Origin of the sequence: Nonomuraea sp. NPDC050227 (assembly GCF_044459705.1) — a bacterium.
Taxonomy (GTDB): domain Bacteria; phylum Actinomycetota; class Actinomycetes; order Streptosporangiales; family Streptosporangiaceae; genus Nonomuraea.
In genome coordinates this window covers 297358-320069 of record NZ_JBITJF010000006.1, presented here as the reverse complement: position 1 = coordinate 320069, position 22712 = coordinate 297358, and the positions used below count along the sequence as shown (strand labels likewise).

The following is a 22712-nucleotide window of genomic DNA, read 5'->3' as shown; positions in this document are numbered from 1 at the left end:
CCGCGTCTCAGGCCGGGTCGTGGAGCGGGAAGTCGTCGAGGGAGTGCAGGGGGGAGGCGTCGATGACCTCCGCCGGGACGCCGGCCAGCATCAGCGCCTCCCGGTGGGAGAGCCGCGCGCCCGCCCGCCGCGCCCCCGCGTACCCCTGCTCGCCCAGCGCCTCGCGCAGCCGCCGCGACAGCCCGGCGACGTGCTCGTCCTCGGGCACGTCGATGCCGCGGATCGCGACGGCGGCGCCGAGCAGCGTGGCCGCCGCCGCCGGATCGTCGTCGAAGGCCAGCACCGCCAGCGCCTCGATCGCCCTGACGCTCTCCGACAGCGCGCCCGACGTGACCGTGCTCTCCATCGCCCGCAGGTAGGAGGCCCGCGCCCCGGCCGTGTCGCCCTCGGCCGCGGCCAGCCGTCCGAGCCCGACGAGCAGCCTGGCCATGTTCCCGGACGTCTTCACCCAGACCGGGTCGGACCGGCGCAACGCATCCTCGTAGAGCTCCCGGGCCCGGACCAGGTCGCCCTCGCGTACCGCCACGTCGCCCAGGCCGCGCAGGGCCGCCGGCAGGATCGCGCCGCCCGTGCGCCCGGCCAGCTCCGCCGCGCGCTCATAGTCGGCCCGCGCGCCGGCCAGGTCGTGCCGGATGCGGTAGTCGCCCCGGTTGCAGTAGTGGTCGGCCAGGTCCTCCTCCGCGCCGAGCTGCTCGGCCAGCGTGATGGCCTCCTCGGTGCGGGCCAGCGCGGTGGCCTCGTCGCCGCACGTGCTGGCCAGCCAGGCCAGGGCGTCGAGCGTCATCGCCGAGCCCCAGCGCTCGCCGAGGCCGCGGAAACCCTGGAGGGCCGCCTTCAGGTCCGCCTCGGCGGCGGTGAACTCCCCGGCCGCCATCTGCGGGTAGGCCCAGATCAGCCGGGTGGCGGCCGTCTCCCACGCGTCGGGGCCGCGCTCGCCGCGCCGGATCAGCGCGATCGTGACGGCGGGGTCGACCGACGCCGAGGCGACCATCGCCCACAGGCAGGTGACGACCGGGTTCCGCAGGCCGTCCGCCGCGATCATCGTCTCTGCGCCGTCCTTGTGGCGCTCCCACAGCTCGCGCCGCTCGCTCGCCGCGGTGAGCAGGGTCAGCAGGTACGCGTCCCCCAGCGCGGGATCGGGCCGTGGACCGGCGGCCTCCAGCAGGGCCGCCGCCGCCTTGGCGGGAACCGTGCGCATGCCGCGCATCCACAGCGAGAACGTCTGCGCGGCCAGCAGCCGCATCCCGAGCGCCACCTCGCCCTGCTCCACCGTCCAGCGCAGCGCCGCCTGGAGGTTGTCGTGGTCGGCCGCGAACCGGGCCAGCCACGGCAACTGCTCCGCGCTCCGCAGCCGGGGATCGCCCTCCTCGGCCAGGGCGAGGAAGTACGCGGCGTGCGCCCGCCGGAAGGTCGCGGCCTCCGCGCCGAGCCGGTCGGCGCAGAACGCCCGGATCGTCTCCAGCATGCGGTAGCGGCCGCCCGCAACCTCCAGGAGCGACTTGTCGGCCAGCGAGTCGAGCAGGTGCTCGGGCAGGCCGCAGACGGCCGCGGCGGCGGCCGCGGTGGCCCCGCCGGAGAAGACGGTCAGGCGCATGGCCATGGCCTGTTCGGGCTCGGTGAGCAGCTCCCAGCTCCAGGCGACGACCGCGCGCAACGTCTGGTGCCGGGCGTCGGCCGTACGGCTGCCGCGCAGGCTGAACCGGCCCTGACCGGCCAGGCGTTCGGCCAGCTCGCCGGCCTCGTGCGTACGCATGCGGGCGGCCGCCAGCTCGATGGCCAGCGGGAGGCCGTCGAGCGCGGCGCAGATGCGTTCGACCGGCTCACCAGGGGTGAAACCAGGACGTACGGCCTTGGCCCGGTCGGTGAAGAGCGTGCGGGCGTCGGAGGGGGTCAGGGGGCGTACCGGCCACAGGTGTTCGGGGGTGATCGCGAGCGGCTCACGGCTCGTGGCCAGCACGCGCACCGCCGGGCACGCCGACAGCAGCCGCTCGGCCAGCGCCGCGGCCTCGCCGACGACGTGCTCGCAGTTGTCCAGGACCAGCAGGACCGGCCGATCGGCGAGCACCGCGACCAGGCGGCCCAGGGGATCAGGCTCACCGGACGCGCCCAGCGCCGCGGCCCCCAGCAGCGCGCCGTCGCGTACGCCCAGCGCCGCGAGGACCGCTCGCGCGAGGTCGGCCCCCGGGCCGAGCGGGGCCAGCTCGACCAGGACGGCGTCGCGGTGGTCTCTGGCCAGCTCGACCGCCAGCCGGCTCTTGCCCGCGCCGCCGGGGCCGAGCAGCGTGACGAGACGGGCGGCGGCCAGCAGCGCCCGGACCTCGGCCAGGTCGCCGTCGCGGCCGACGAAGCTGGTGAGCCTGCCGGGCAGCGGCACCGCCGCTGGGCCCGGCCCGGGCCGGGGCGCCGGGGCCAGGGGCGGGGCCGGGGGCGGGTCGGTCGCGCCGCGCAGGAGAGATCGGTGCAGGGCGGCGAGCTCGGGGGAGGGGTCGGCGCCGAGCTCCTCGGCCAGCAGCCGCCGGGTCTCCTCGTAGAGCACCAGCGCCTCGGCCGGCCGGCCGTCGGCGCGCAGCGCCCGCATGAGCTGGCCGCGCAGCCGTTCGCGCAGGGGGTGGCGCTGGACCAGCTCGCCCAGCTCGGGGATGACGCCCTGGTGGCCGCCGCAGCGCAGGTCTGCCTCGATGCGGTCCTCCAGCGCGGCCAGGCGGCGCTCCTCCAGCGGCGCGCCGTGCACGGGGTCGAGGTCGGCGAAGGCGGGCCCCCGCCACAGGGCCAGCGCCTCCCGCAACAACGTCCCGGCCAGGGCGGCGTCGGCCCGGCCGTCGTCCGCCCCGTCGGTTTCGGCGGTGCGGTGGCCGAGGAGGGTGGCGCGGCCGGTGTCGGCGAGGTGCAGGAAACGGCCGGCGTCGATGTCGCCGGGGGCCGCCGGCAGCCGGTAGCCGGCGGGCGTCAGCTCGACCGGGATCCCGTCGCGCCGCAGGCGGGAGACCTGGGAGTGCAGGGCGTGCTGGGCGTTCTTCGGCGAGCGGTCGCCGTACAGGACGTCGATCAGGCGGTCCTGGCTGACGATCTCGCCCGGACGGACGAGCAGCAACGCCAGCAGCGCGCGCCTGGCCGGACCACCCAGAGGTACGTCGACGCCGGCCGCGTCCCATGCCCGGGTGCTGCCGAGAATGCCGAAGCGCATGGAGGCTACTTTAGATGCGTGAGCAAGATTCCCGCCCCGCCCGAGCCGCTTTCCGCACCGGTGTTCGACAGCCACTGCCACCTGGACATCATGGTCGGCAACAGGCAGGCGTCCTCGGGCGACCCGGTGGCCCAGGCCGCCCAGGCGGCGGCGGCCACCGTACGGTCCATCCTGCGGGACGCCCGCGAGGTCGGCGTGACCAGGCTGGTCACCATCGGGTACGACCTGCCCTCCTCGCGCTGGAACGCCGAGGTGGCGGCCGAGCAGGAAGGCGTGTACGCCGGGGTCGCCATCCACCCCAACGAGGCCCACGAGGCGACCCCCGAGGTGCTGGCCGAGATCGAGTCGCTGGCCGGACAGGCCGACGTCCGCGCGGTGGGGGAGACCGGCCTCGACTACTTCCGCGACTGGGCGAGCAAGGACGACCAGCACGCGAGCTTCCGCGCGCACATCGAGATCGCCAAGCGCACCGGCAAGGCGCTGGTCATCCACGACCGGGACGCGCACGACGACGTCCTGAAGGTGCTGGCCGAGCAGGGCGCGCCGGACAAGGTGGTGTTCCACAGCTACTCAGGCGACGCCGAAATGGCGAAAAAGTGCGCGGAAGCCGGATATTTCATGTCCTTCTCCGGGCCCGTCACCTACAAGAACGCCGGCTACCTGCGCGAGGCTGCCGCCGTGGCCCCCATGGAGCTCATGCTCGTCGAGACCGACGCCCCTTACCTGCCGCCGGTCCCGTACCGGGGCAAGCCCAACGCCCCCTACCTCATCCCGCTCACCCTGCGCTGCCTCGCCGAGGTCAAGGGTGTCCATCCGGACGAGTTGTGCGCGGCGATCAGCACCAACGGAGTCACGGTCTTCGGCGAGTGGTGACCATCTTTCCGTTCGGCTTTTCGCTGCTTTTCGTGAAGCGGTGGAGGCGGGCGCGTCGCCGCCGCTAGCGTTCGGGCGGTCCCTGGCCGTTTCCGGAGGTGGTTCGTGCGAGGCAGGAGGCGTGCGCCGCGTCCGCGGATCCCCTGGCGTTCTCCGTGGACGCCGGTGGTGTGCGTCCTGGGTACGCTGGCCGCCGGCCTGCTGGTCGCGGCCTCGTACCTGGTCAAGGACGTCGTCGTGGTCGTCGACGGCACGCCGGTGGCGATCCGCGGCTTCGCCCCGCGGGTGGCCGACGCGCTCGGCGAGGCGGGCGTGTCCGTGGGGCAGGGCGACGTCGTGCGTCCCGCCCTGAGCGAGGGCATCGCCGACGGCTCCACCATCGAGGTGCGCCACGCCCGCCTGATCACGCTGACCCTCGACGGCCACACCACGACCCACCTGGTCACCGCCACCAACGTCCGGGACGCCCTGGCCGAGCTCGACGTCGAGGCGGCGGCCGGCAGCCTGTCCGCGCCGCCCGGCCGTCCGGTGCCGCTGTCGGGAATGTCGCTCACGGCGTACACCGAGCGCAGGGTCTACGTGGTCGCGGGCGCCACCCGGCTCGCCGCGCGCACCACGGCGCGTACCGTCCGGCAGGTGCTCAGGCAGGAGCGCGTCGTCGTCCGGCGCGGGTCCATGGTGCGCCCGCCGCTCGACAGCTTCCCCGAGGACGGGACGGTCATCACGGTCATGCCGCCGCGAGCCGTACAGATCCCGTGGGAGGTGACCCGGCTCGACTGGCAGGCGCTGGCCGACTGCGTGGCGCGCGGCGACCCCCGGGCGTACAACCCCGACGGGCCCTATTACGGGATGTACCAGTTCAGTCTGCCCATGTGGCAGGCGGTCGGCGGCGTCGGCCTGCCGAGCGCCTGGCCCGAGGAGGAGCAGACCTACCGGGCGCAGCTGCTCTATCAGCGGGTCGGCGGCCGGTGGCAGACCCAGTGGCCCAACTGCGGCGACCGCCTGTTCACCTGACGCCCCCCTGTCCGGGCCCCGGCCCGCTCGCCCGGTCCGTTCACCCGGCCAGTGAGGTGCCGAAGTCGGTGCCCTTGGGGGGTTGCACCGACTGCACGTCGTCGGCGTTGCGCGGCGCCACCGCGACCTTCCCGTACGGCGGCCCGTCCGGCTGGCCCACGAAGAGCTTGTTCCCGCTGAAGGCCACCGACCAGCCGAACAGCCCCTCGGCCGTCGCGAGCTTCCGGTCGTCGGCCGGGTTCTTCCACGAGAACACCTGGACGCCGCCGCCGTAGGGCGCGCCGACGGCCAGCCTGCCGTCCGAGGAGGCGGCCATCGAGAAGCCGAACGCCTGCCTGCCGCCCTGCTTCAGCATCCTCGTCTGCTTCCTGCTCGGGTCGAGGAGCTGCACGTAGCCGGGGCCGGGCGCGCTGACCGCGTAACCGTTGCCCTCGGCGTAGGCGACCGCGTAGCCGTACCGGTCGCCGGAGGCCTTGGTGGGGGAGTCGAGCTTGAGGCTCACGATCCGGGGAGCCAGCACGTCGTCGATGAAGACCACCGACCCCGAGTCGATCTTGCCGGCCTGGACCTGCCGTCCCGCGCCGTCGTCGTTCTCGTACGGGACGCCCACGACCAGGCCGTTGCGCGGCCCGATCGCCAGCGACCAGCCGAACTGGTCGCCGACCTCGCTGTTGCCGCGCACGTCCACGGTCTCCTGGCTGATCCGGCGCAGCGCGCCCGAGCCCTGGCGCACGTAGACCGCGCCGGCGTCCTCGATCTGGCCGTCGTCCTCGTAGGGCGCGCCGATCACCGTCAGGTCGCCCCTGGCCGCCAGCGACCAGCCGAAGTGCGCGAACCGCTGCGGCTGCGGGGCGGTCAGGCGTTGCGGGGGCGCGGCCTTGCCGCCGTAGACGACGTAGACGCTGCCCGCGTCCTGCTCGCCGTCCACGTCCGCGAAGGGGGCGCCGATGAGCAGGTCGGCGCAGGAGTCGCCGTTCACGTCGGCCAGCCGTACGGACCAGCCCAGCCCGTCCCCCTTGACCGGCCCCGGCACGGCGACGGGGGTCACCTTGGCGCCCGACAGCAGATGGACCGACCCCTTCTGCCCGTCGCCGAACGGGTCGCCCACGGCGACGTCATCCGCGCCGTCACCGTCGAAGTCGGCGGCTCCGGCGCAGGCCACCGCCGACGCGGCAGCGGGCGCCGGTGACAGGACGCCGCCGGCGGCGAGCAGGACGGCCATCGCCACCGCCCGGAAGGCGCCGGCGGGGAGCGTTCGGACGGGGCTCACAGGGCGACCTCGATCTGTCGGCCGTTCTCCAGCATGGTCGCGGACATCTTCACGGGCTTGCGATAAGGCGCCAGGTCGAACACGAAGGCGCCGTCCACCCGCCCGCCCGGCTGGAGGGCCGGGGGCAGGGTGACCGGGGCGGGGTCGTGCTCGCCGCCCTTGTCGTCGACCAAGGTGACGACCGGCCGGACGAGCCGGCGGAGTTCACCGCCTGGATTGATCACGGTCCAGTGGACCACGCAGAGCTGCCCCTTCGTGGTGGTTTGCCCCTCGAACTCCTTCAACCCGCACTCCGGCGCCTCCGGCACGACCACCACCGGGTCGTCGAAGTTCCCGCCCAGCGCGAACCTGCGGCCCACGTCGCCCGGACGCGGGTTCGTCACGGCCCTGGAGGGGCTGTTGGAGGTGGCGACGGAGGAGGGGGTGCGGCCGGAGTTCACGATCAGGACGGTGACGGTGACCACGATCGCCAGGACGGCGGCCGCGGCGGCGATCAACCAACGGGTGCCCTTCGTACGGGTGCCGCCTAGGGTGTCCGGTTCATCGGGGGCGTACGTCAGGGCGCCCGGGTCCGTACCCTCGCCGCTCCGGGCCCCGGCGACCGGTCGGGTCCCCGCGGCCGGTCGGGAGCCGGCGGCGGATCGATGCTCAGCGGCGGATCGACGTTCGGCGCTGGATCGTCGCTCGGCGGTGGATCGGGGGCCGGTGAAGGGTTGGGCCTCGGTGGCGGGCCGGGTGTCGGTGGTCGGCCGTGACTCGGTGGTCGGCCGTGACTCGGTGGTGGGCCGCGACTCGTAGGGAGGCCGCGGCTCGGTGGTCGGCCGGGGCCGTGCCGGTTGCCCGCCCGAGGCGGACTGCCTGCGTGCCAGTTGGCGGGCCTGCTCAAGCTGGCGGTCCTGCTCCTGGCGGCGGGCCTGCGCCTCGGCCTCCCAGCGGGCCAGCTCTTCGCGGGCGGCCTGCTCCTCGCGCCGCGCCAGCTCGTCCGGGGACGCCTGCCGCGTCCCCGCCTGCTCGCCCGCTAAGCCGGCGGCCCCTCCGGAAGCGTTCCGAACATCGGGCCCGGCGTCGGCCCCGAACGCCCCAGGCACCTTGGGCCGCCCCGCCCCGGCTCCCGGCCGCGCTCCCGCTTCCGGCCGCGGGGCGGTACTGGGGCCGGGGTTGCGCGCGCCCGTCGCGTCGCTCGGCGGCGGGGTGGTGAACGTGGCCGTGACGTCCGGCTCGTCCACGACGTTCTGCGGCGGCTCCCAGTCGGTCAGCATCTCCGTGGCGACCAACGTAGGCGGATTGTCGGAGATAGCCGGAGTGCTCCCGCCCACCAAGGCGATCAGAAGCTCCTGGGCCGTGGGCCGATGGGCGGGATCCATGGCGGTGGCACGGCGTACCAGCTCGTTGAGCGGCGCGGGAAGCGCGCCCAGCTCGGGCGGCGTGTTCAGCACGCGGGTCGCCATCGTGATGGGATCGCCCCGCCCGAACGGATGCCGCCCGTTGCCCGAGTACGCCACCAGACACCCCCAGGCGAAGATGTCCGCCGCCGGGGACACCAGCTCACCCCGCACCTGCTCGGGAGCCCACCATCCGGGGCTGCCCAGCAGTTCCCCGGAGAGCGTGAACCCGGTGTCCCGGTCCAGCGCCCTGGCGATCCCGAAGTCGATCACCCGCGGCCCGGACAGCGACAGGATGACGTTCGCCGGCTTCAGATCCCGGTGCACCAGCCCGGCCACATGGATCGCCGCCAGCGCCGCGGCGACCCCCAGCGCCACGCCGTGCAGCGGACCCGGGTCGAGTGCCCCGAAAGTCACGATCTGGTCGGAAAGGGGAGTGCCCGCGATGTACTCGGTCACCATGTAAGGACGTCCGTCCCCGGTGTTGCCGTTGTCGAGCACCTGAGCCGTGCAGAACGACGCCACCCGGCGCGCGTTGTCCACCTCGGCGTGGAAGCGGGCGGCGAACCCCTCCTGGTTGGCGAACTCCGCCTTCACCACCTTGAGCGCGACGAATCGCCCCGTCGGGGCCCTGGCGAGGAAGACGGTCCCCATGCCGCCTTCGCCGAGTCGTCCGAGCAGGCGGTAGGGCCCGATCTCCCGCAGATCGGTCGGACGGAGCGGCGCGGCGCCCGTTGGCTCCATCAGGGACGTCCCTTCCTGTTCCACGCCATCCTCTCCTTAGGTCTCCCCCATCCGCCATCGCAGGTTCTTCGATGCGGGAGACTGGTTGGATGATGAGGCTGTTGGGCCCTGCAGAAATACGTATTTTGGCGAACAAGCTAGATCTTCGCCCCACGAAAAAGCTAGGCCAGAACTTCGTGATCGACGCGGGGACCGTCCGGCGCATCGTCCGCGTGGCCGACCTGTCGGCCGACGACGTGGTCATCGAGGTCGGGCCCGGCCTCGGCTCGCTCACCCTGGCGCTCCTGCCCGAGGCCGCGCACGTGGTGGCCGTCGAGATCGACCCGGTCCTGGCCACCCAACTGCCCCTCACCGTCGCCGAGCGCGGCCCGTCCGACCGGCTCACGGTCGTCAACGCCGACGCCATGAAGATCTCCCTCGACGACCTCGCCGGTCACGACCCCACGGCTCTGGTGGCCAACCTCCCGTACAACGTGGCCGTCCCCGTGGTGCTCCACCTCCTGGAGACGCTGCCCTCGCTGCGCAAGGGCCTGGTCATGGTGCAACTGGAGGTGGCCGACCGCCTCGCCGCCGGTCCCGGCTCCAAGGTGTACGGCGTGCCGTCGGTCAAGGCCGCCTGGTACGCCGACGTCCGCCGGGCGGGCCCGGTCGGCCGTACGGTGTTCTGGCCCATCCCGAACGTCGACTCCGGCCTGGTCTCCCTGACCCGCCGCGAACCGCCGGCCACCACGGCCACCAGGGAAGAGGTCTTCGCCGTCGTGGACGCCGCCTTCGCCCAGCGCCGCAAGACCCTGAGGGCCGCCCTGGCGTCCTGGGCCGGCAGCCCGTCACAGGCGGAAACGGCACTGAGAGCCGCCGGCGTGGACCCCTCGGCCAGAGGCGAACAACTCACCGTCGACTCCTTCGCCCGAATAGCCGAACAAAAGCCCTAACCCAACCCACCCCAAAAAGCCCAAGCCCCACCCCCCGGGCCCCAACCAGGCACCCCCTCCACTTCCCAGGGCTTGGCGTCCCGTGACGCCCGCACACCCCAGGTGCCCCGCCTCACGTCACACGCGGCCTCGGGGCGTCCCACCTGGCGTCGGCTCACCTGCGGCCTCGGGGCGTCCACCTGGCGTCGGCGCGGCGAACCTGCACAGCCCCACACGCCCCCCCGTCCTTCCGTGCAGGCACGCCGTCGTCCTTCCGCATAGGCGCGCGCCCGGCCTACATCCACTCGTGCCCGGACGAGCCCCCGACTCCGGGCGGCTGTCCACAACCCAAGACGCTCAACACCCACCCATCCACAGAACCCCGTTCGGCCCCTCCGCCCCCGCTTCACCCAGGTGATCCTGGCTCCCGTCCCTCATCACGACGGAGGAGCCATTCATGAACACCCGCCACCACGTCACCCAACTGTCGGTCATCCTCAGCAGCGGCCTCCTGACCGTCACAGGAGCCCACCCCACCCTCGCCAGAGCCACCCCCACTCCATGCCTCAGGGCCACCATCACCATCCCCGCCGCCGGCGCCGCAGCAACCGCCACCACTCGCTGCCCGGCCCCCCACCACCCCAAGAAACCCAAGCCGAAGAAACCCAGAAAGCGCCCGAAGCACAAGGGCGAAATCGCAGCCGCCGCCGCCCTCTCCCAGCTTGGCGTCTCGTTCTCCTGGGGCGGCGGCTCCTCAAGAGGCCCCACCATCGGAGTCGGCACCGGCGCGAACACAAGAGGCTTCGACTGCAGCGGCCTCACCCTCTACGCCTGGTCCAAGGCCGGAGTAAGGCTCGCCCACTACACCGGCACCCAGTTCCGCCAGGGCCGCAGAGTCCCCCTCGCCTCCAGACGCAAGGGCGACCTCCTCTTCTTCGGCGGCCCCGGCGACCCGACCCACGTAGCGCTCTACCTGGGCGACAACATCATGATCCACGCCCCCCGAACCGGCGACGTAGTACGAAGAACCAACTTCCTGAACTCCGCCTACTACCGAGCCGCCTACCGAGGAACCATCCGCCCCGCCTGACACCACCGCACCCTCGGCGCAAGGAACACCCAGCCCCCGAACACCCACCACCCGTCAACGCCCACAACCCCGGACGCCCACCAACCCCGGACGCCCACCAACCCCGGACGCCCACCAACCCCGGACGCCCACCAACCCCGGACGCCCACCAACCCCGGACGCCCACCAACCATGGGCGCCAGCCAACTCCGGTCGCCCGTCAACCAGGGCGCCCGCCGCCCCGGGCGTCCAGCTCCTGCTGACGACGCACCTTCCGGCAGGCGGCCATCCACCCGGGACGCCTACTCATCACCTGAGAGCAACCACCACGAATCAGCGCTGCGACCGGCTACAACCCTGATCAGAGCCACGGGCCGCGAAACCAGCGCTGCGACCAGACACTTACCCCGAGCAGTGCCATGGGCCTCTGCGGCCAACCCTGACCAGCACCACAGGCACCCACCTTCTACCCCTGAGGCGACTGCCGCTCGCCCTGATCAGCGCTACGGGCGCCCACCGTCCACCCGATCAGCACCGCACGCGACCGCCGCTCGCCCTGATCAGCGCCGCAGGCGAGCGCCCACCACTGACCCTGACCGGCACCGCAGGCGAGCGCCCGCCCCGACCAGCACCCAAGGGGACCGCTCCACCGCGAGCGCCACCTACCACCCGGCGCAGACCGCCACCAACTCCTTCACCACCGACGTGAGCAACGCCTGATCCTCCGCCCCCGCCGGCTCATACTCCATGAGCCCCAACCCCACCACCTCGAACCGCTCCGCGATGGCCCTCACCAGCTCCAGAAGCTCCTCAGGCCGGAACCCCTCAGGCGTAGGAGACCCCACGCTCCCGAAGATCTGCGGATCCAGGACATCGAAGTCGACATGCACATAAACAGCCGTCCGCTCCCCGCCCGCCGCCGCAGCCGCAATACCGACAGCCTCGACCAGAGCCTCCGCATCCGCCGCCCGCACCCACCGCACACCCCGAGCCTCGACGAACGCGACCTCAGCCGGATCCAGATCACGCACCCCCGCCAGCACCACCTGGCCGGCCCCGACCGGCTGCCCGGCCACCAGCCCGTCAGGCCCTTCACCGGTCAACGCCCTCAGGACCATGCCGTGAAAGGCCCCCGACGGCGACGACTCCGGCGTGTTCAGATCCCCATGCGCATCGAACCAGACGACGACCAGCCCATCCCCGAACCTCCGCCGCGCCGCCGCCACCGGCTCCAGTTCGACACCGCAGTCCCCACCCGCGGTGACCAGAAGCCCGTCCCACCCAGCCTCGACGACCGCAGCCCGAACCCTGGAAGCAGTGACCACCAGATCATCGTCATCGACCTCGACCTGAATCCGACGATCCGCGTCCACCATCTCCGCAACCAGCCGCGCCCCCTCCCGCAGCCGCTCAGCCGTACGAGCCCCGGACCCCCGCCACTGCGGCACCTCGACAACCGTCACCTCGGACACGAGCACCTCCACATCAAGTAGTCCTCTCAGCATCCCAAGGACGAACCAATGCCGACCACCACAAACTCTGCTGAACCAGATCGACGAGTGCCGCATAAAGGCCCCCGCAGGCCGTCGTCCCGGACGGGGCACACCGTGCCCGCCGCCACCCAGGTCCGCCTCGGCCAAATCCCGCATGTTCAGCTCCCAGAAGCGGGTGGTGGTGCGCCATGACCACCCCTGACCCCGAAGGTCGCCGGCATCAGACCAAGGAGGCCGACGCGGCACCACCACTCCAGGCCCGGTCAGCTGTCCCGCTTGCACCCCCTGGTTGCCGGAGCCGGCGGGCCGGTCCAACCGGATTCGGGGCCGCGTGCCCGATAGCTCACGACCTCGCCTTCCCTCGCCCCCGCAGCCGTACGAGCCGCGTAGGAGACCGATGCGAGCAACCGACCCGTCACGGGATCGAGGATGTGCCTGTCGCGGACGGTCACCGCCCTGCCCGGCGACAGCAGTTGGCTCCCGGTGCCGCCGAGGTCCACCGAAAGCCCGGCTCTGCCCAGCGGATCCCCGACCGTGCCGACCACCTTGGTGGACGGCAACCCGGCCAGCACCCGGATGGCCGCCGCACGTTGGGCAGGGCCGAGCGGCATGGCCAGAAGGTTCACGGTGACGGGCAGAAACTCCTGGAAGGACTGGGCGAACCCGCGCGCCGTCGAGAGCTCGTGGTAGACGTGCAGCCGCCTCATCAGTTCGTCAGGGCGAGCAGGGAACACGGACAGGTCCGCCATGGTGAACTCGGCGACCGTCATATCCGGATAAACCCCGTTAGGTTCCAGCCCCGCGCTGTACACGCAACCCTGAGAACCGTCCACACCGGTGATCGACTTGGCCTCACCACCGCGAGCCGACGGCAGCCCGCCCACGACACCCCCATCGCTCATCGGTACCGGACGGCACGACGTTCTGCCGCCGCCAAAGCAAGGGCCCGCCACCTGTCCCGGTGCCCCCGAAGCGCGCCAGGCACGTTCGTCCGCGGCCGTGGCCGGGCGGGCGATGGCCGGCGACCATTGCCTGATCACCACGTCGGTGGGATCGCGCGGCTGCCAGGTCTCCCGGCGCTCGGCCACCATGACCGTGTACCCGCCGCCGACCGACCAGGCGTTGCCCTCGATCCGAACATCGCGCCAGTACGCGCCGCTGCCTGCAGGCAGCTTCTCGATCCTGTCAGCGAGGTCGTACAACTCCTGGTTGGGCCTCGACGGCGTGAGCACGGGCGGAGCAGCGGTCAAGCTCGTGACCAGCGTGACGACCAAGGCGACGACCACGGCCGTCGCCACCGGCGCCCAGAGAACCCGCAGACGGGGGAGCGGCAGGCGGCGTGCCCGTCGCGGCTCGGCCGCCATGATCGCGTCGCGCAGCTCGCGCGCGCCGGATCCCTGAGGAAGCGCCTGCGGAGCGGGATCGATGGCCTTCACCAGATCGTCTATGTCGTTCATGCCTTCCTCATCACCATCGTCCGGGACGGCTGCCGCTCCAGCAGCGCCGCCAGCCGTCTGCGCGCACGATGCAACCGGGTACGGGCGGCGATCGCCGTACATCCCATGACCTGGGCGATCTGCTCGCCGCTCAGCCCCTCCCAGCACGCCAGCGCCAGCACCTCGCGGTCCCGTTCGGGTAGTTCGTCGAACGCCCTGCGCACGTGGTGGAGCTCAACCGGCGTCACCGTCCGGGCGGCGGCCAGTTCGTCGCGGAGGCGTTCGGCCAGCACAGCCCGCCGCGAGGCGCCGCGCTGCTGGTTGGCCAGCACCCGCCGGGCCACGCCGTACAACCACAGCAACGCCTTATCCCCTTGGGGGACGTCGCCGATCCGCCGCCACGCGATGAGGAACGTCTCGGCGAGCACGTCTGCCGTGTCCTCGGGCGAGCTGGTACGGCGGGCGGCGTACTGCTGTATCGCCGGGTAGTACGTGTCGTAGACCGCCTCGAAGCGATCTCGCTGTGTCACAAGTTCTCCTAGCGAAAGGTGCCGGACACAGTGGTAAATGTCCGGCACCAGCCCGCCTGTTGCACCACCGCCCACAACGGCCGCGACGCCGCCGAAGCAGCTTCCCCGGTGCGGTCCGGGCCATCGGCGACGCCCGGAGGGGGCGGGGCGCCGTTCCGGAGAGAAGGTCGGCCCGAAGAGAAGGCGGTGGCAGAAGGACGGCAATGTCGGCGTATGGCCACCTGATCGGCCGAAAGGAGGACGAACCTCACTCTGCGTGGCCCGCAGTCGGTCATCTCACACGTCTAATTCCGAGAACCGCATGTCAGCGCACCCCACCCCGATAACATCGAGTGTCCTTGACCCCGGCAAGCGATGAAAGTGGCAGAAGATCGATGAGTTCGGTGACCGTACGTGTGCCCGCGAAGGTCAACGTGCAGCTTTCAGTCGGCCCGCTCCGGGAAGATGGCTACCACGACCTGGTCAATGTCTTCCACGCAGTGTCGATCTTCGATGAGGTGGTCGCGAAGGAGGCCGAGTCGATCACCGTCACGGTCAATGGCAGATGGTCCGACCAGGTGCCCGTCGACGACGACAACCTCGCCATCCGCGCCGCCCGCGCCCTCGCCAAGCACGCCGGCCGCTCGTACGGCGCCGACCTGATCATCGAGAAGGCCATCCCGGTCGCCGGCGGCATGGCGGGCGGCAGTGCCGACGCGGCGGGGGCCCTCGTGGCCTGCAACGAGCTCTGGGGGCTCGGCCTGCCCTTCGAGGACCTCATGGAGATCGCCGGAGACCTGGGCAGCGACGTACCGTTCTCGCTGCTCGGCGGCACGGCGGTCGGCACCGGCCGCGGCGAGCAGCTCAGCGAGCTGCCCACGGGCGGCACGTTCCACTGGGTGTTCGCGCTGGCCGACGGCGGCCTCTCGACCGCCAAGGTCTACGCGGAGTGCGACCGCCAGCGCGAGGCTTCGAACGCCCGCGTGCCCTGGCCCGAGCTCGACGCCCCGCTCATCGAGGCCCTCGGCACCGGCGACGCGTACGCCCTGGGCGCCCACCTGAGCAACGACCTCCAGGCCGCCGCCCTGGCCCTGCGTCCCGAGCTCGCCACGACCCTCGACAGCGGGCGCCAGCACGGCGCGCTGGGCGCGATCGTCTCCGGCTCCGGCCCCACGTGCGCCTTCCTGGCCATCGACGCCACCCACGCCCGCGACCTCGCCAACAGCCTCACCGCCACAGGCGCCGCCACCACCACGGTCGCCGCCCACGGCCCCGTAACCGGCGCCACCCTGCTCTAACCCCCTGGCGACACCCCCAGCGCCCCCAACAACCCCCGCCACGCCAGCCTCGCACGGGGCCACCTCGCAGGGGGCCACCTCGCAGGGGGCCACCTCGCAGGGGGCCACCTCGCAGGGGGCCACCTCGCAGGGGGCCACCTCGCAGGGGGCCACCTCGCACGGGGCCACCTCGCACGGGGCCACCTCGCACGGGGCCACCTCGCAGGGGGCCACCTCGCAGGGGGCCACCTCGCAGGGGGCCACCTCGCAGGGGGCCACCTCGCACGGGGCCACCTCGCACGGGGCCACCTCGCACGGGGTCGTCCCGCTGGGGTCGTCCCGCTGGGCAGGGCGCGACGGATCTGCCACGGCCGGTGCGGCACGACAGAAGCCGTCACGCGCGGCAAATCACGCGCGGCAAATCACGCGCGGCAAGTCACGCGCGGCCCCAGCACGCGAGCCTGTCGCGCTGAGCCTGTCGCGCTGAGCCCGTCACGTTGGGCGCGCAAGGCGGGCTGGCACAGTGGTCCGACGTTGCGGCCTACGGCAATGGCTGCCGGGTGTGGCCCGCGTGGCCCGCTCGCCCCAGGCCCAGGTGGTGCCGTCGGTGCCTGACGCAACGGTCTGAGGCGCTGGTTTGCGGTGCTTGGTGAGGCGGCGGTCGGTGGGGGTTGGGCGGAAGGCTGGTGGTCGTTCTTGTGGTTGGGGGCCGTCATTCATCCGCGCCCCAGCCGCCAGCACCCGGATCTGAACAGCGGTGGGGCACGGACATCGGGTTCGGGGTCGGCTCGTACGGACCTGCTGATCACGGACGGGCGGTGTGAGAGGGCGCCCGGCATCGCGTGCGCCTGCCCACCGTGGGAGGGGGCCAACGTTTCGTCGCGCGGGGGCGACGCCTCCAGGGGACGGACGTGAGCCGGGCGCTCAAGACGGGCATTCGGTCCGGCAATCCCTGGCCCGTAGACGATCAAGGGACGTCGTGGGCGTCGGGAAGCGGTTGAGTGGACCGATACCCTGGACACGTCATGAATCTGGTCAACCTTGAGTCGGTCTCCCACGCCTACGGGCCCAAGCCGCTCCTCAGCGACGTCTCCCTGGGCATCGAGGCCGGGGAGCGCATCGGCGTCGTCGGCCGCAACGGGGGCGGTAAGACGACCCTGATGTCGGTCATCGCCGGTGACGTGCGTCCCGACAGCGGCCGGGTCACCCACACGCGCGGGCTGCGGGTCGGGTTCCTGTCCCAGCAGGACACCCTCGACCCCGAGGCCACCGTGACCCAGCTCGTCCTGGGGGACAGGGCTGAGCACGAATGGGCAGGTGACCAGCAGGTCCGCGAGATCCTGGCGAACCTGATCGGCGACCTCGACCTCAGCGCCAAGGCCGCCGCGCTGTCCGGCGGCGAGCGCAGGCGTACGGCGCTGGCCCGTCTGCTCATCGACGACCACGACCTGGTCATGCTCGACGAGCCCACCAACCACCTCGACATCGAGGCGATCGCCTGGCTCGCCGCCCACCTGGCGACCAGGAAGAGCGCCCTGCTGGTCGTGACCCACGACCGCTGGTTCCTCGACGCCGTCTCCACCCGCACGTGGGAGGTCGTCGACGGCCGGGTCGAGCGCTACGAGGGCGGCTACGCCGCGTACGTGCTGGCCAAGGCCGAGCGGGCGCGCATCGCGCAGGCGGCCGAGGAACGCCGCCAGAACCTCATGCGCAAGGAGATCGCCTGGCTGCGGCGCGGTCCGCCCGCCCGCACGTCCAAGCCGAAGTTCCGGATCGACGCGGCGCAGGCCCTGATCGCGAACGAGCCGCCGGCGCGGGAGACCGTCGAGCTGATGCGGTTCGCCGCGGCCAGGCTCGGCAAGACCGTCTACGACCTGGAAGACGTCACCCTGCACGCGGGCGGCCCCGGTGACGGGCCGCTGGTGCTCGATCACTGCACGTGGCAGTTCGGGCCGGGCGACCGGATCGGTCTGATCGGCGTCAACGGGTCGGGCAAGTCGTCGGTGCTGCGGTTGCTCGCCGACGGCGTCCAGCCGGACTCGGGCCGGGTGATCCGCGGCAAGACCGTACGTCTGGCGCATCTGTCCCAGGAGTTGACCGAGCTCGATCCGTCGCGGCGGGTGCTGGAGTCGGTGGAGGAGATCCGCAAGTACCTCCAGCTGGGCAAGCGGGAGTGGACGGCGTCCCAGTTGCTGGAGCGTCTGGGCTTCAAGGGCGACGCGCAGTGGAAGGTCATCGGCGACCTGTCCGGCGGCGAGCGGCGGCGGCTTCAGCTGCTGCGCCTGCTGATGGACGACCCCAACGTGCTGCTCCTCGACGAGCCCACCAACGACCTCGACATCGAGACGCTCAACGAGCTCGAAGACCTGCTGGACGGCTGGCCGGGCACGCTGATCCTGGTGAGCCACGACCGCTACTTCCTGGAGCGGGTGACCGACCGGTGCGTGGCCCTGCTGGGTGACGGCAAGCTGGTGATGCTGCCGGGCGGGGTCGACGAATATCTCGAACGCCGCAGCGCCGGCACGGCGGTGACCGCCCGTATCGGCAGCGCGCCTGCCCCGGCGTCCGGTGCTCCGGCCCCGGTCGCGGCGTCGTCCGGCGCGCAGCCGGAGACCGGGCTGTCGGCGAAGGAGGAACGCGAGCTCCGCAAGGAACTCAACCGCCTGGAACGCCAGCTCGACAAGCTCGGCGACCAGGAGGCCCGCCTTCACGCCGCCATGGCCGAAGCCGCCAGCGACTACGCCAAGCTGGGCTCCCTCGACGCCCAGCTCCGCGACGTCCTGGCCCAGAAGGACACCGTCGAGGCGGAATGGCTCGAAGTGGCCGACCGCCTCGGCGACTGACCCTCGCCGCGCTCTAGCACGCGAGGGTTCGCGCCGGTTCGACGGCCACCGGAGAGGCGGCGTCGGCAGACCAGCCCGGCGCCGTCGCCGGTGCGGGGCGCGAGGCAGTGGCCGACGTGGCGGCCTCCGTCGCCGGGCGGCCGTGGCCCTGAGGCCCTGGTCGCCGGGCGGTCGTGGCCCTGAAACCCCCGAAATGGGTGCCGCCCGCCGGAAGAGCGTGCGTAAAACCTTGTAGAGGGGTTATTGGGGGGAGTCGAAGGGGGCGAGGAGCAGGCGGAGGAGGGCGGCGAGGGAACGCTGGTCGGCGGGTTGGAGGCCGGAGAGCAGGTCGCGCTCACGCCGCAGCAGGTCGGCGAACGCCGCGTCCACCCGCGCCACCCCCGTGTCCGTCAGCGACACCAGCACGCCGCGCCGGTCCTCGGGGTCGGGCCGCCGTCGCACGAGACCCGCCTGTGCGAGCCGGTCGATGCGGTTGGTCATCGTCCCGGACGTCACCAATGTGGCCCGTAGCAGGGCCCCGGGGCTCAGCTCGTACGGCTTCCCGGCCCGCCGCAACGCGGTGAGCACGTCGAACTCCCAAGGTTCCAGATCATGTTCGGCGAACGCCGCCCGCCTGGCGCGGTCGAGATGTTTGGCCAGCCGTGACACCCTGGAGAGGACCTGGAGGGGCTCGACGTCGAGATCGGGCCGCTCGATCCGCCATGCCGCGACCAGCCGGTCGACCTCGTCATCCTGTGGCGTCATGACACAGAGTCTACTGTCTTGACATCGAGATATCTCTCTCGATATCAATTATCTCTATGTCAAGAGATATCTGGGACCCGGTGACCTACGCCGTCTACGCCGACGAGCGGTCGCGGCCGTTCATCGAGCTGATGTCCAGAGTCGGTGCGGTGGCTCCCGATTATGTCGTGGACGCGGGCTGCGGCAGCGGCGAACTCACCGTCATGCTGGCCGAACGCTGGCCGGACGCCACCGTCGAGGGCTTCGACGCCTCGCCCGCGATGATCAGCAAGGCTCGCCAGCTCACCGGCTCGGTGCATTTCGCCGTGGCCGACGTCGACACCTGGCACCCCGACCGTCCCATGGACGTGATCGTCTCCAACGCCGTCCTGCAGTGGGTGCCCTCCCACCACGGCGTGCTCGAACACTGGCTGGAGGAGCTGGCCCCCGGCGGCTGGCTGGCCTTCCAGGTGCCGGGCAACTTCGACGCCCCGAGCCACGTCGCCATCCGGGAGCTGTGCGCCTCCCGCGCCTGGTCCGACCGGCTCAGCGACCTCAACAGGACCAACCCGGTGGACGACCCGATCCAGTATCTCGACTTCCTCAACGACGGCGGCTGCCAGGTGGACGCCTGGGAGACCACGTACGTGCACCTGCTCCAAGGCGAGAACCCGGTCCTCGACTGGGTCTCCGGCACGGCCCTGCGCCCGATCTTCGACCGGCTCGACCCGGCGGAGCAGCGGCGGTTCAAGGCCGACCTGGCCGGGCCGCTCGCCGAGGCCTACCCGGCCAGAAGCTACGGCACCCCCTTCCCTTTCCGTCGAATCTTCGTAGTCGCCCAGAAATGACCGGGGCCGCGAAATGACCGGGGCCGCGAAATGACCGGAGCCCAGAAATGACCGGGGCTCAGGAACGACCCGTGGAGGCCCAGAGATGACGATCAAAGCTCTGCACCACGTCCAACTCGCCGCGCCCAAGGGCAGCGAGCCCGAGCTGCGCGCCTTCTACGGCGACGTGCTCGGCCTGCGCGAGGTCCCCAAGCCGCCGGAGCTGGCCAGACGCGGCGGCGCCTGGTTCCGCGGCGACGGCGTGGAGATCCACCTCGGCATCGAGGACGACTTCAGGCCCGCGCGCAAGGCCCACCCGGCGTTCCTGGTCGAGGACCTCGACGCCTACGCCGCCAGAATCCCCGGCGCGGTGCCCGACGACCTCTTCCCGGGCTACCGCCGCATCTACGTCACGGACCCCGTGGGCAACCGCATCGAGCTCCTGCAGGCCGTGTGATGTTCACCTGCAGGTGGCATCATGGTCCGATATCGGACACTTGTGAGGTGCAGTGGGCATCGAGATCGAGGACAAGTTCGACGTTCCGACCGACTACACGATCCCGGACCTGAGTAGCCTGGCCCAGGTCACGGGCCCGCGCAGTCATCAGCTCGTGGCGCTCTACTACGACACGGCCGACCTGCGGCTGGCCGCGCGCGGCGTCACGCTCAGACGCAGGCGCGGCGGCGACGACGCGGGCTGGCACCTGAAGCTGCCCAAGGCCAGGGGCGTGCGCCAGGAGATCACCTGCCCGCTCACCCGCAGCACCAAGGTCGTGCCGCCGGAGCTGGCCGAACTCGTCCGGGCCTACGCCAGGGGCGCGGAGCTCCAGGTGGTGGCCGAGCTCGACACCCGACGCAGCGTCACCCTGCTGCACGACGGCGGCACCCGGCTGGTCGAGATCGCCGACGACCGCGTGAAGGGCACCGTCCACCGGGACGGCAAGGTGCTGCGGTGGCGCGAGGTCGAGGCCGAGCTGCTGGCCGAGGATCGGCGCGACCTGCTGGCCAAGGTGGGCAAACGGCTGCGCAAGGCCGGGGCGAGCCCGGCGGGCAGCGCCAGCAAGCTCGCCCGGCTCCTCGAACCCGCCCCGCCCGCCAGGGCCGCCACCGAACCCGGCACGGCGGGCGAGACCGTCATCGACTATCTGTCGAGCCAGGTCGCCGCCCTCCTCAGCCAGGATCCGCGGGTGCGCAGGGCCGAGGAGGACGCCGTCCACCAGATGCGGGTGGCCTCGCGCAGGCTGCGCAGCGCGCTCAAGGCGTTCAAATCGGTGGTGACCGGCACGGAGCAGGTCCAGGAGGAGCTGCGCTGGCTCGGCACGGTGCTCGGCGAGGCCCGCGACCTGGAGGTGATCAGGGCCAGGTTCGCCGGGGAGTTGTCCGGCCTCGCCCCCGAGCTGGTCACCGGCCCCATCCAGACCCGGCTCGGCGCGGACCTGCGCGTCCGCGAGCAGGAGGCGTACGAGCGCATCAAGGACGCGCTCAGCGGCGACCGCTACTACACCCTCCTGGACGCCCTCGACGCCCTGATCGCCACCCCCGAACTGGGCAAGGCCGCCGCCAAGCCGGCGAAGGACAAGCTCACCGCCCTCGCCGCCGCCGGCTGGGACCGCGTGACCAGGGCGTACGAAATCGCCCAGGCCACCGAGGACGCCGGACGCCGCGAGATCGCCCTGCACGACGTCCGCAAGGCGGCCAAACGCGCTCGATACACCGCCGAAGCCCTCGAACCCACCCTCGGCAAGGGCATGGCCAGGCTGGCCGAGCTGGCCGAGAACGTCCAGGAGGTGCTTGGGGCGCACCGGGACGGCGTGGTCGCCCAGGAGACGCTGGCCAAGGAGGCCGAGGGCGCCCGGCAGGCGGGCGAGGACACCTTCACGTACGGGCTGCTGATCGGGATCGAACGCAACACCGCCGAACGTGCCGAGGCCGATTTCCCCAGAGTCTGGGCGGAAACCGTGAAGGCGGTTAAGAAGGTTCTATGACGAACCTTCCGGCAATACCCTTCGCGCGCAGCGACCCCCTCGACGTTCCGGCGGCCTACCGGGAGCTGCGGGCGAGGGAGGGCATCGCGCGGGTGCGCACCGCGGTGGGCGACGAGGTCTGGCTGGTCACCGACTACGAGCAGGCACGCAGGCTGTTCACCGACAGCCGGCTGGGACGTTCCCACCCCGAGCCCGAGCGGGCGCCGCGCGTGTCGAACTCGGCCCTGCTCGGCGGGCCGCAGGGCGAGGCCGCCACCGAGAAGGCCGACCACGAGCGCCTGCGCAAGCTGCTCGCGCCCTCCTTCTCGGCCCGCCGGATGAGGCGGCTGGCCGGCGAGGTCGGCGTCCTGGTCGAGGAGCGGCTGGACCGCCTGGCCGGGCTGACGCCGCCGGCCGACCTGCACGCCGAGCTCTCCTTCCCGCTGCCCGTGCTGGTCATCTGCCGGCTGCTCGGCGTCCCGTACGAGGACAGGGAGTACTTCAGCGGCGTGTCCGCACGCATGGCGGACCTCCAGGACGAGGCGGCCGGCGTCGCGGCACGGGCGGAGCTGAGCGCCTACATGGCCGGGCTGATCGCCCGCAAACGGCACGAACCGGCCGAGGACGTCCTGTCGGACCTGGCGGGCGAGCTGGACGACGACGGCAAGATCGCCGAGCTGGCCGCCGGCCTGCTGTTCGCCGGGCACGAGACCACGGTCAACCGCATCGACCACGGCGTGCTCCTGCTGCTGGCCAACCCCGGCCAGCTCGACCTGCTGCGGTCGGACCCCGGGCTCGCGCCCGCCGCGGTCGAGGAGATCCTGCGCATGGCCGTGCCGAGCCTGCACGGCCTGCCCAGGTACGCCCACGAGGACATCGAGATCGACGGCCGCACGATCCGCCGCGGCGAGGCCGTCGTCCTCAATACCGGCGTGGCGAACCGGGACGAACAGGTCTATCCCGATCCCGACACCTTCGTCATCGGCCGTCCTCCGACCGACCCGCATCTCGCCTTCGGGTACGGCCCGCGGTTCTGCATCGGCGCGAGCCTGGCCAGGGTGGAGCTGGAGGCGGTGTTCAGCCGGCTGTTCCAGCGTCTCCCCGGACTGCGCCTGGCCGTGCCGGTCGCCGAGCTGCCGCGCAACGAGGGCAGGGTCACCCAGGGGTTCGCCCGTCTGCCGGTCACCTGGTGA

The 22712-nt window shown here is 72.2% G+C and carries 17 protein-coding genes; 10 read left to right on the top strand and 7 right to left on the bottom strand.

Annotated elements, in window-relative coordinates:
* Positions 1–7: 7 nt before the first annotated feature.
* Positions 8–3184, bottom strand: a complete 3177-nt coding sequence (locus tag ACIBK9_RS24980) for an ATP-binding protein (RefSeq protein WP_397161441.1) — start codon at positions 3182–3184, stop codon at positions 8–10.
* A gap of 18 nt (positions 3185–3202) precedes the next feature.
* Between ACIBK9_RS24980 and ACIBK9_RS24975 the strand changes: the two genes are divergently transcribed.
* Both ACIBK9_RS24975 and ACIBK9_RS24970 read left to right on the top strand, forming a co-directional pair.
* Positions 3203–4057, top strand: coding sequence for a TatD family hydrolase (locus ACIBK9_RS24975; protein WP_397161439.1), 855 nt, complete (start codon positions 3203–3205; stop codon positions 4055–4057).
* Between the two features lie 168 nt (positions 4058–4225).
* Positions 4226–5071: a ubiquitin-like domain-containing protein gene (locus ACIBK9_RS24970; RefSeq protein ID WP_397161437.1), complete on the top strand. Its 846-nt coding sequence runs from the start codon at positions 4226–4228 to the stop codon at positions 5069–5071.
* A gap of 40 nt (positions 5072–5111) precedes the next feature.
* Here the strand turns inward: ACIBK9_RS24970 and ACIBK9_RS24965 are convergent, their stop codons facing one another.
* Together ACIBK9_RS24965 and ACIBK9_RS24960 are read right to left on the bottom strand one after the other, a co-directional pair.
* A complete protein-coding gene (locus tag ACIBK9_RS24965) occupies positions 5112–6341 on the bottom strand; it encodes an FG-GAP-like repeat-containing protein (protein WP_397161435.1) in 1230 nt (409 codons plus the stop codon).
* A complete protein-coding gene (locus ACIBK9_RS24960; RefSeq protein ID WP_397161433.1) occupies positions 6338–8491 on the bottom strand; it encodes a protein kinase in 2154 nt (717 codons plus the stop codon). Before ACIBK9_RS24960 ends, ACIBK9_RS24965 begins: the two co-directional genes overlap by 4 nt.
* Before the next feature lie 68 nt (positions 8492–8559).
* Between ACIBK9_RS24960 and rsmA the strand changes: the two genes are divergently transcribed.
* Both rsmA and ACIBK9_RS24950 read left to right on the top strand, forming a co-directional pair.
* Positions 8560–9399, top strand: coding sequence for a 16S rRNA (adenine(1518)-N(6)/adenine(1519)-N(6))-dimethyltransferase RsmA (rsmA, locus tag ACIBK9_RS24955; protein ID WP_397161708.1), 840 nt, complete (start codon positions 8560–8562; stop codon positions 9397–9399).
* Between the two features lie 436 nt (positions 9400–9835).
* Positions 9836–10468: an NlpC/P60 family protein gene (locus ACIBK9_RS24950; RefSeq protein ID WP_397161431.1), complete on the top strand. Its 633-nt coding sequence runs from the start codon at positions 9836–9838 to the stop codon at positions 10466–10468.
* Positions 10469–11109: 641 nt separating this feature from the next.
* Here ACIBK9_RS24950 and ACIBK9_RS24945 read toward each other — a convergent pair.
* From ACIBK9_RS24945 to ACIBK9_RS24935, 3 genes are all read right to left on the bottom strand, one after another.
* Positions 11110–11931 (bottom strand): arginase family protein, encoded by an 822-nt coding sequence (locus ACIBK9_RS24945; protein ID WP_397161429.1) that lies wholly within the window; start codon positions 11929–11931, stop codon positions 11110–11112.
* A gap of 272 nt (positions 11932–12203) precedes the next feature.
* A complete protein-coding gene (locus ACIBK9_RS24940; protein ID WP_397161427.1) occupies positions 12204–13397 on the bottom strand; it encodes a hypothetical protein in 1194 nt (397 codons plus the stop codon).
* Entirely contained in the window at positions 13394–13906 is a 513-nt protein-coding gene (locus ACIBK9_RS24935) for an RNA polymerase sigma factor (protein ID WP_397161425.1), read from the bottom strand. The genes ACIBK9_RS24940 and ACIBK9_RS24935 overlap by 4 nt, the downstream gene beginning before the upstream one ends.
* 374 nt (positions 13907–14280) lie before the next feature.
* Here ACIBK9_RS24935 and ACIBK9_RS24930 point away from each other — a divergent pair, with 374 nt between their 5' ends.
* Both ACIBK9_RS24930 and ACIBK9_RS24925 read left to right on the top strand, forming a co-directional pair.
* Entirely contained in the window at positions 14281–15183 is a 903-nt protein-coding gene (locus ACIBK9_RS24930) for a 4-(cytidine 5'-diphospho)-2-C-methyl-D-erythritol kinase (RefSeq protein ID WP_352321954.1), read from the top strand.
* 1004 nt (positions 15184–16187) lie between these two features.
* Positions 16188–18005: an ABC-F family ATP-binding cassette domain-containing protein gene (locus ACIBK9_RS24925; protein WP_397161422.1), complete on the top strand. Its 1818-nt coding sequence runs from the start codon at positions 16188–16190 to the stop codon at positions 18003–18005.
* Positions 18006–18245: 240 nt separating this feature from the next.
* Here ACIBK9_RS24925 and ACIBK9_RS24920 read toward each other — a convergent pair whose 3' ends face one another.
* Complete coding sequence (locus tag ACIBK9_RS24920; RefSeq protein WP_352321957.1) at positions 18246–18749, bottom strand: MarR family transcriptional regulator; 504 nt, start codon at positions 18747–18749, stop codon at positions 18246–18248.
* Between the two features lie 56 nt (positions 18750–18805).
* On the opposite strand from ACIBK9_RS24920, the gene ACIBK9_RS24915 reads away from it, so the two are divergent.
* The 4 genes from ACIBK9_RS24915 to ACIBK9_RS24900 all read left to right on the top strand — a co-directional run bounded on the left by ACIBK9_RS24915 (position 18806) and on the right by ACIBK9_RS24900 (position 22712).
* A complete protein-coding gene (locus ACIBK9_RS24915; protein WP_397161420.1) occupies positions 18806–19576 on the top strand; it encodes a trans-aconitate 2-methyltransferase in 771 nt (256 codons plus the stop codon).
* 85 nt (positions 19577–19661) lie between these two features.
* Positions 19662–20012 (top strand): VOC family protein, encoded by a 351-nt coding sequence (locus ACIBK9_RS24910; protein ID WP_364337684.1) that lies wholly within the window; start codon positions 19662–19664, stop codon positions 20010–20012.
* A gap of 52 nt (positions 20013–20064) precedes the next feature.
* Entirely contained in the window at positions 20065–21540 is a 1476-nt protein-coding gene (locus ACIBK9_RS24905; protein ID WP_397161417.1) for a CHAD domain-containing protein, read from the top strand.
* The gene (locus tag ACIBK9_RS24900) at positions 21537–22712 is read left to right on the top strand and encodes a cytochrome P450 (protein WP_397161415.1); all 1176 of its coding nucleotides are present in this window, start codon (positions 21537–21539) and stop codon (positions 22710–22712) included. Before ACIBK9_RS24905 ends, ACIBK9_RS24900 begins: the two co-directional genes overlap by 4 nt.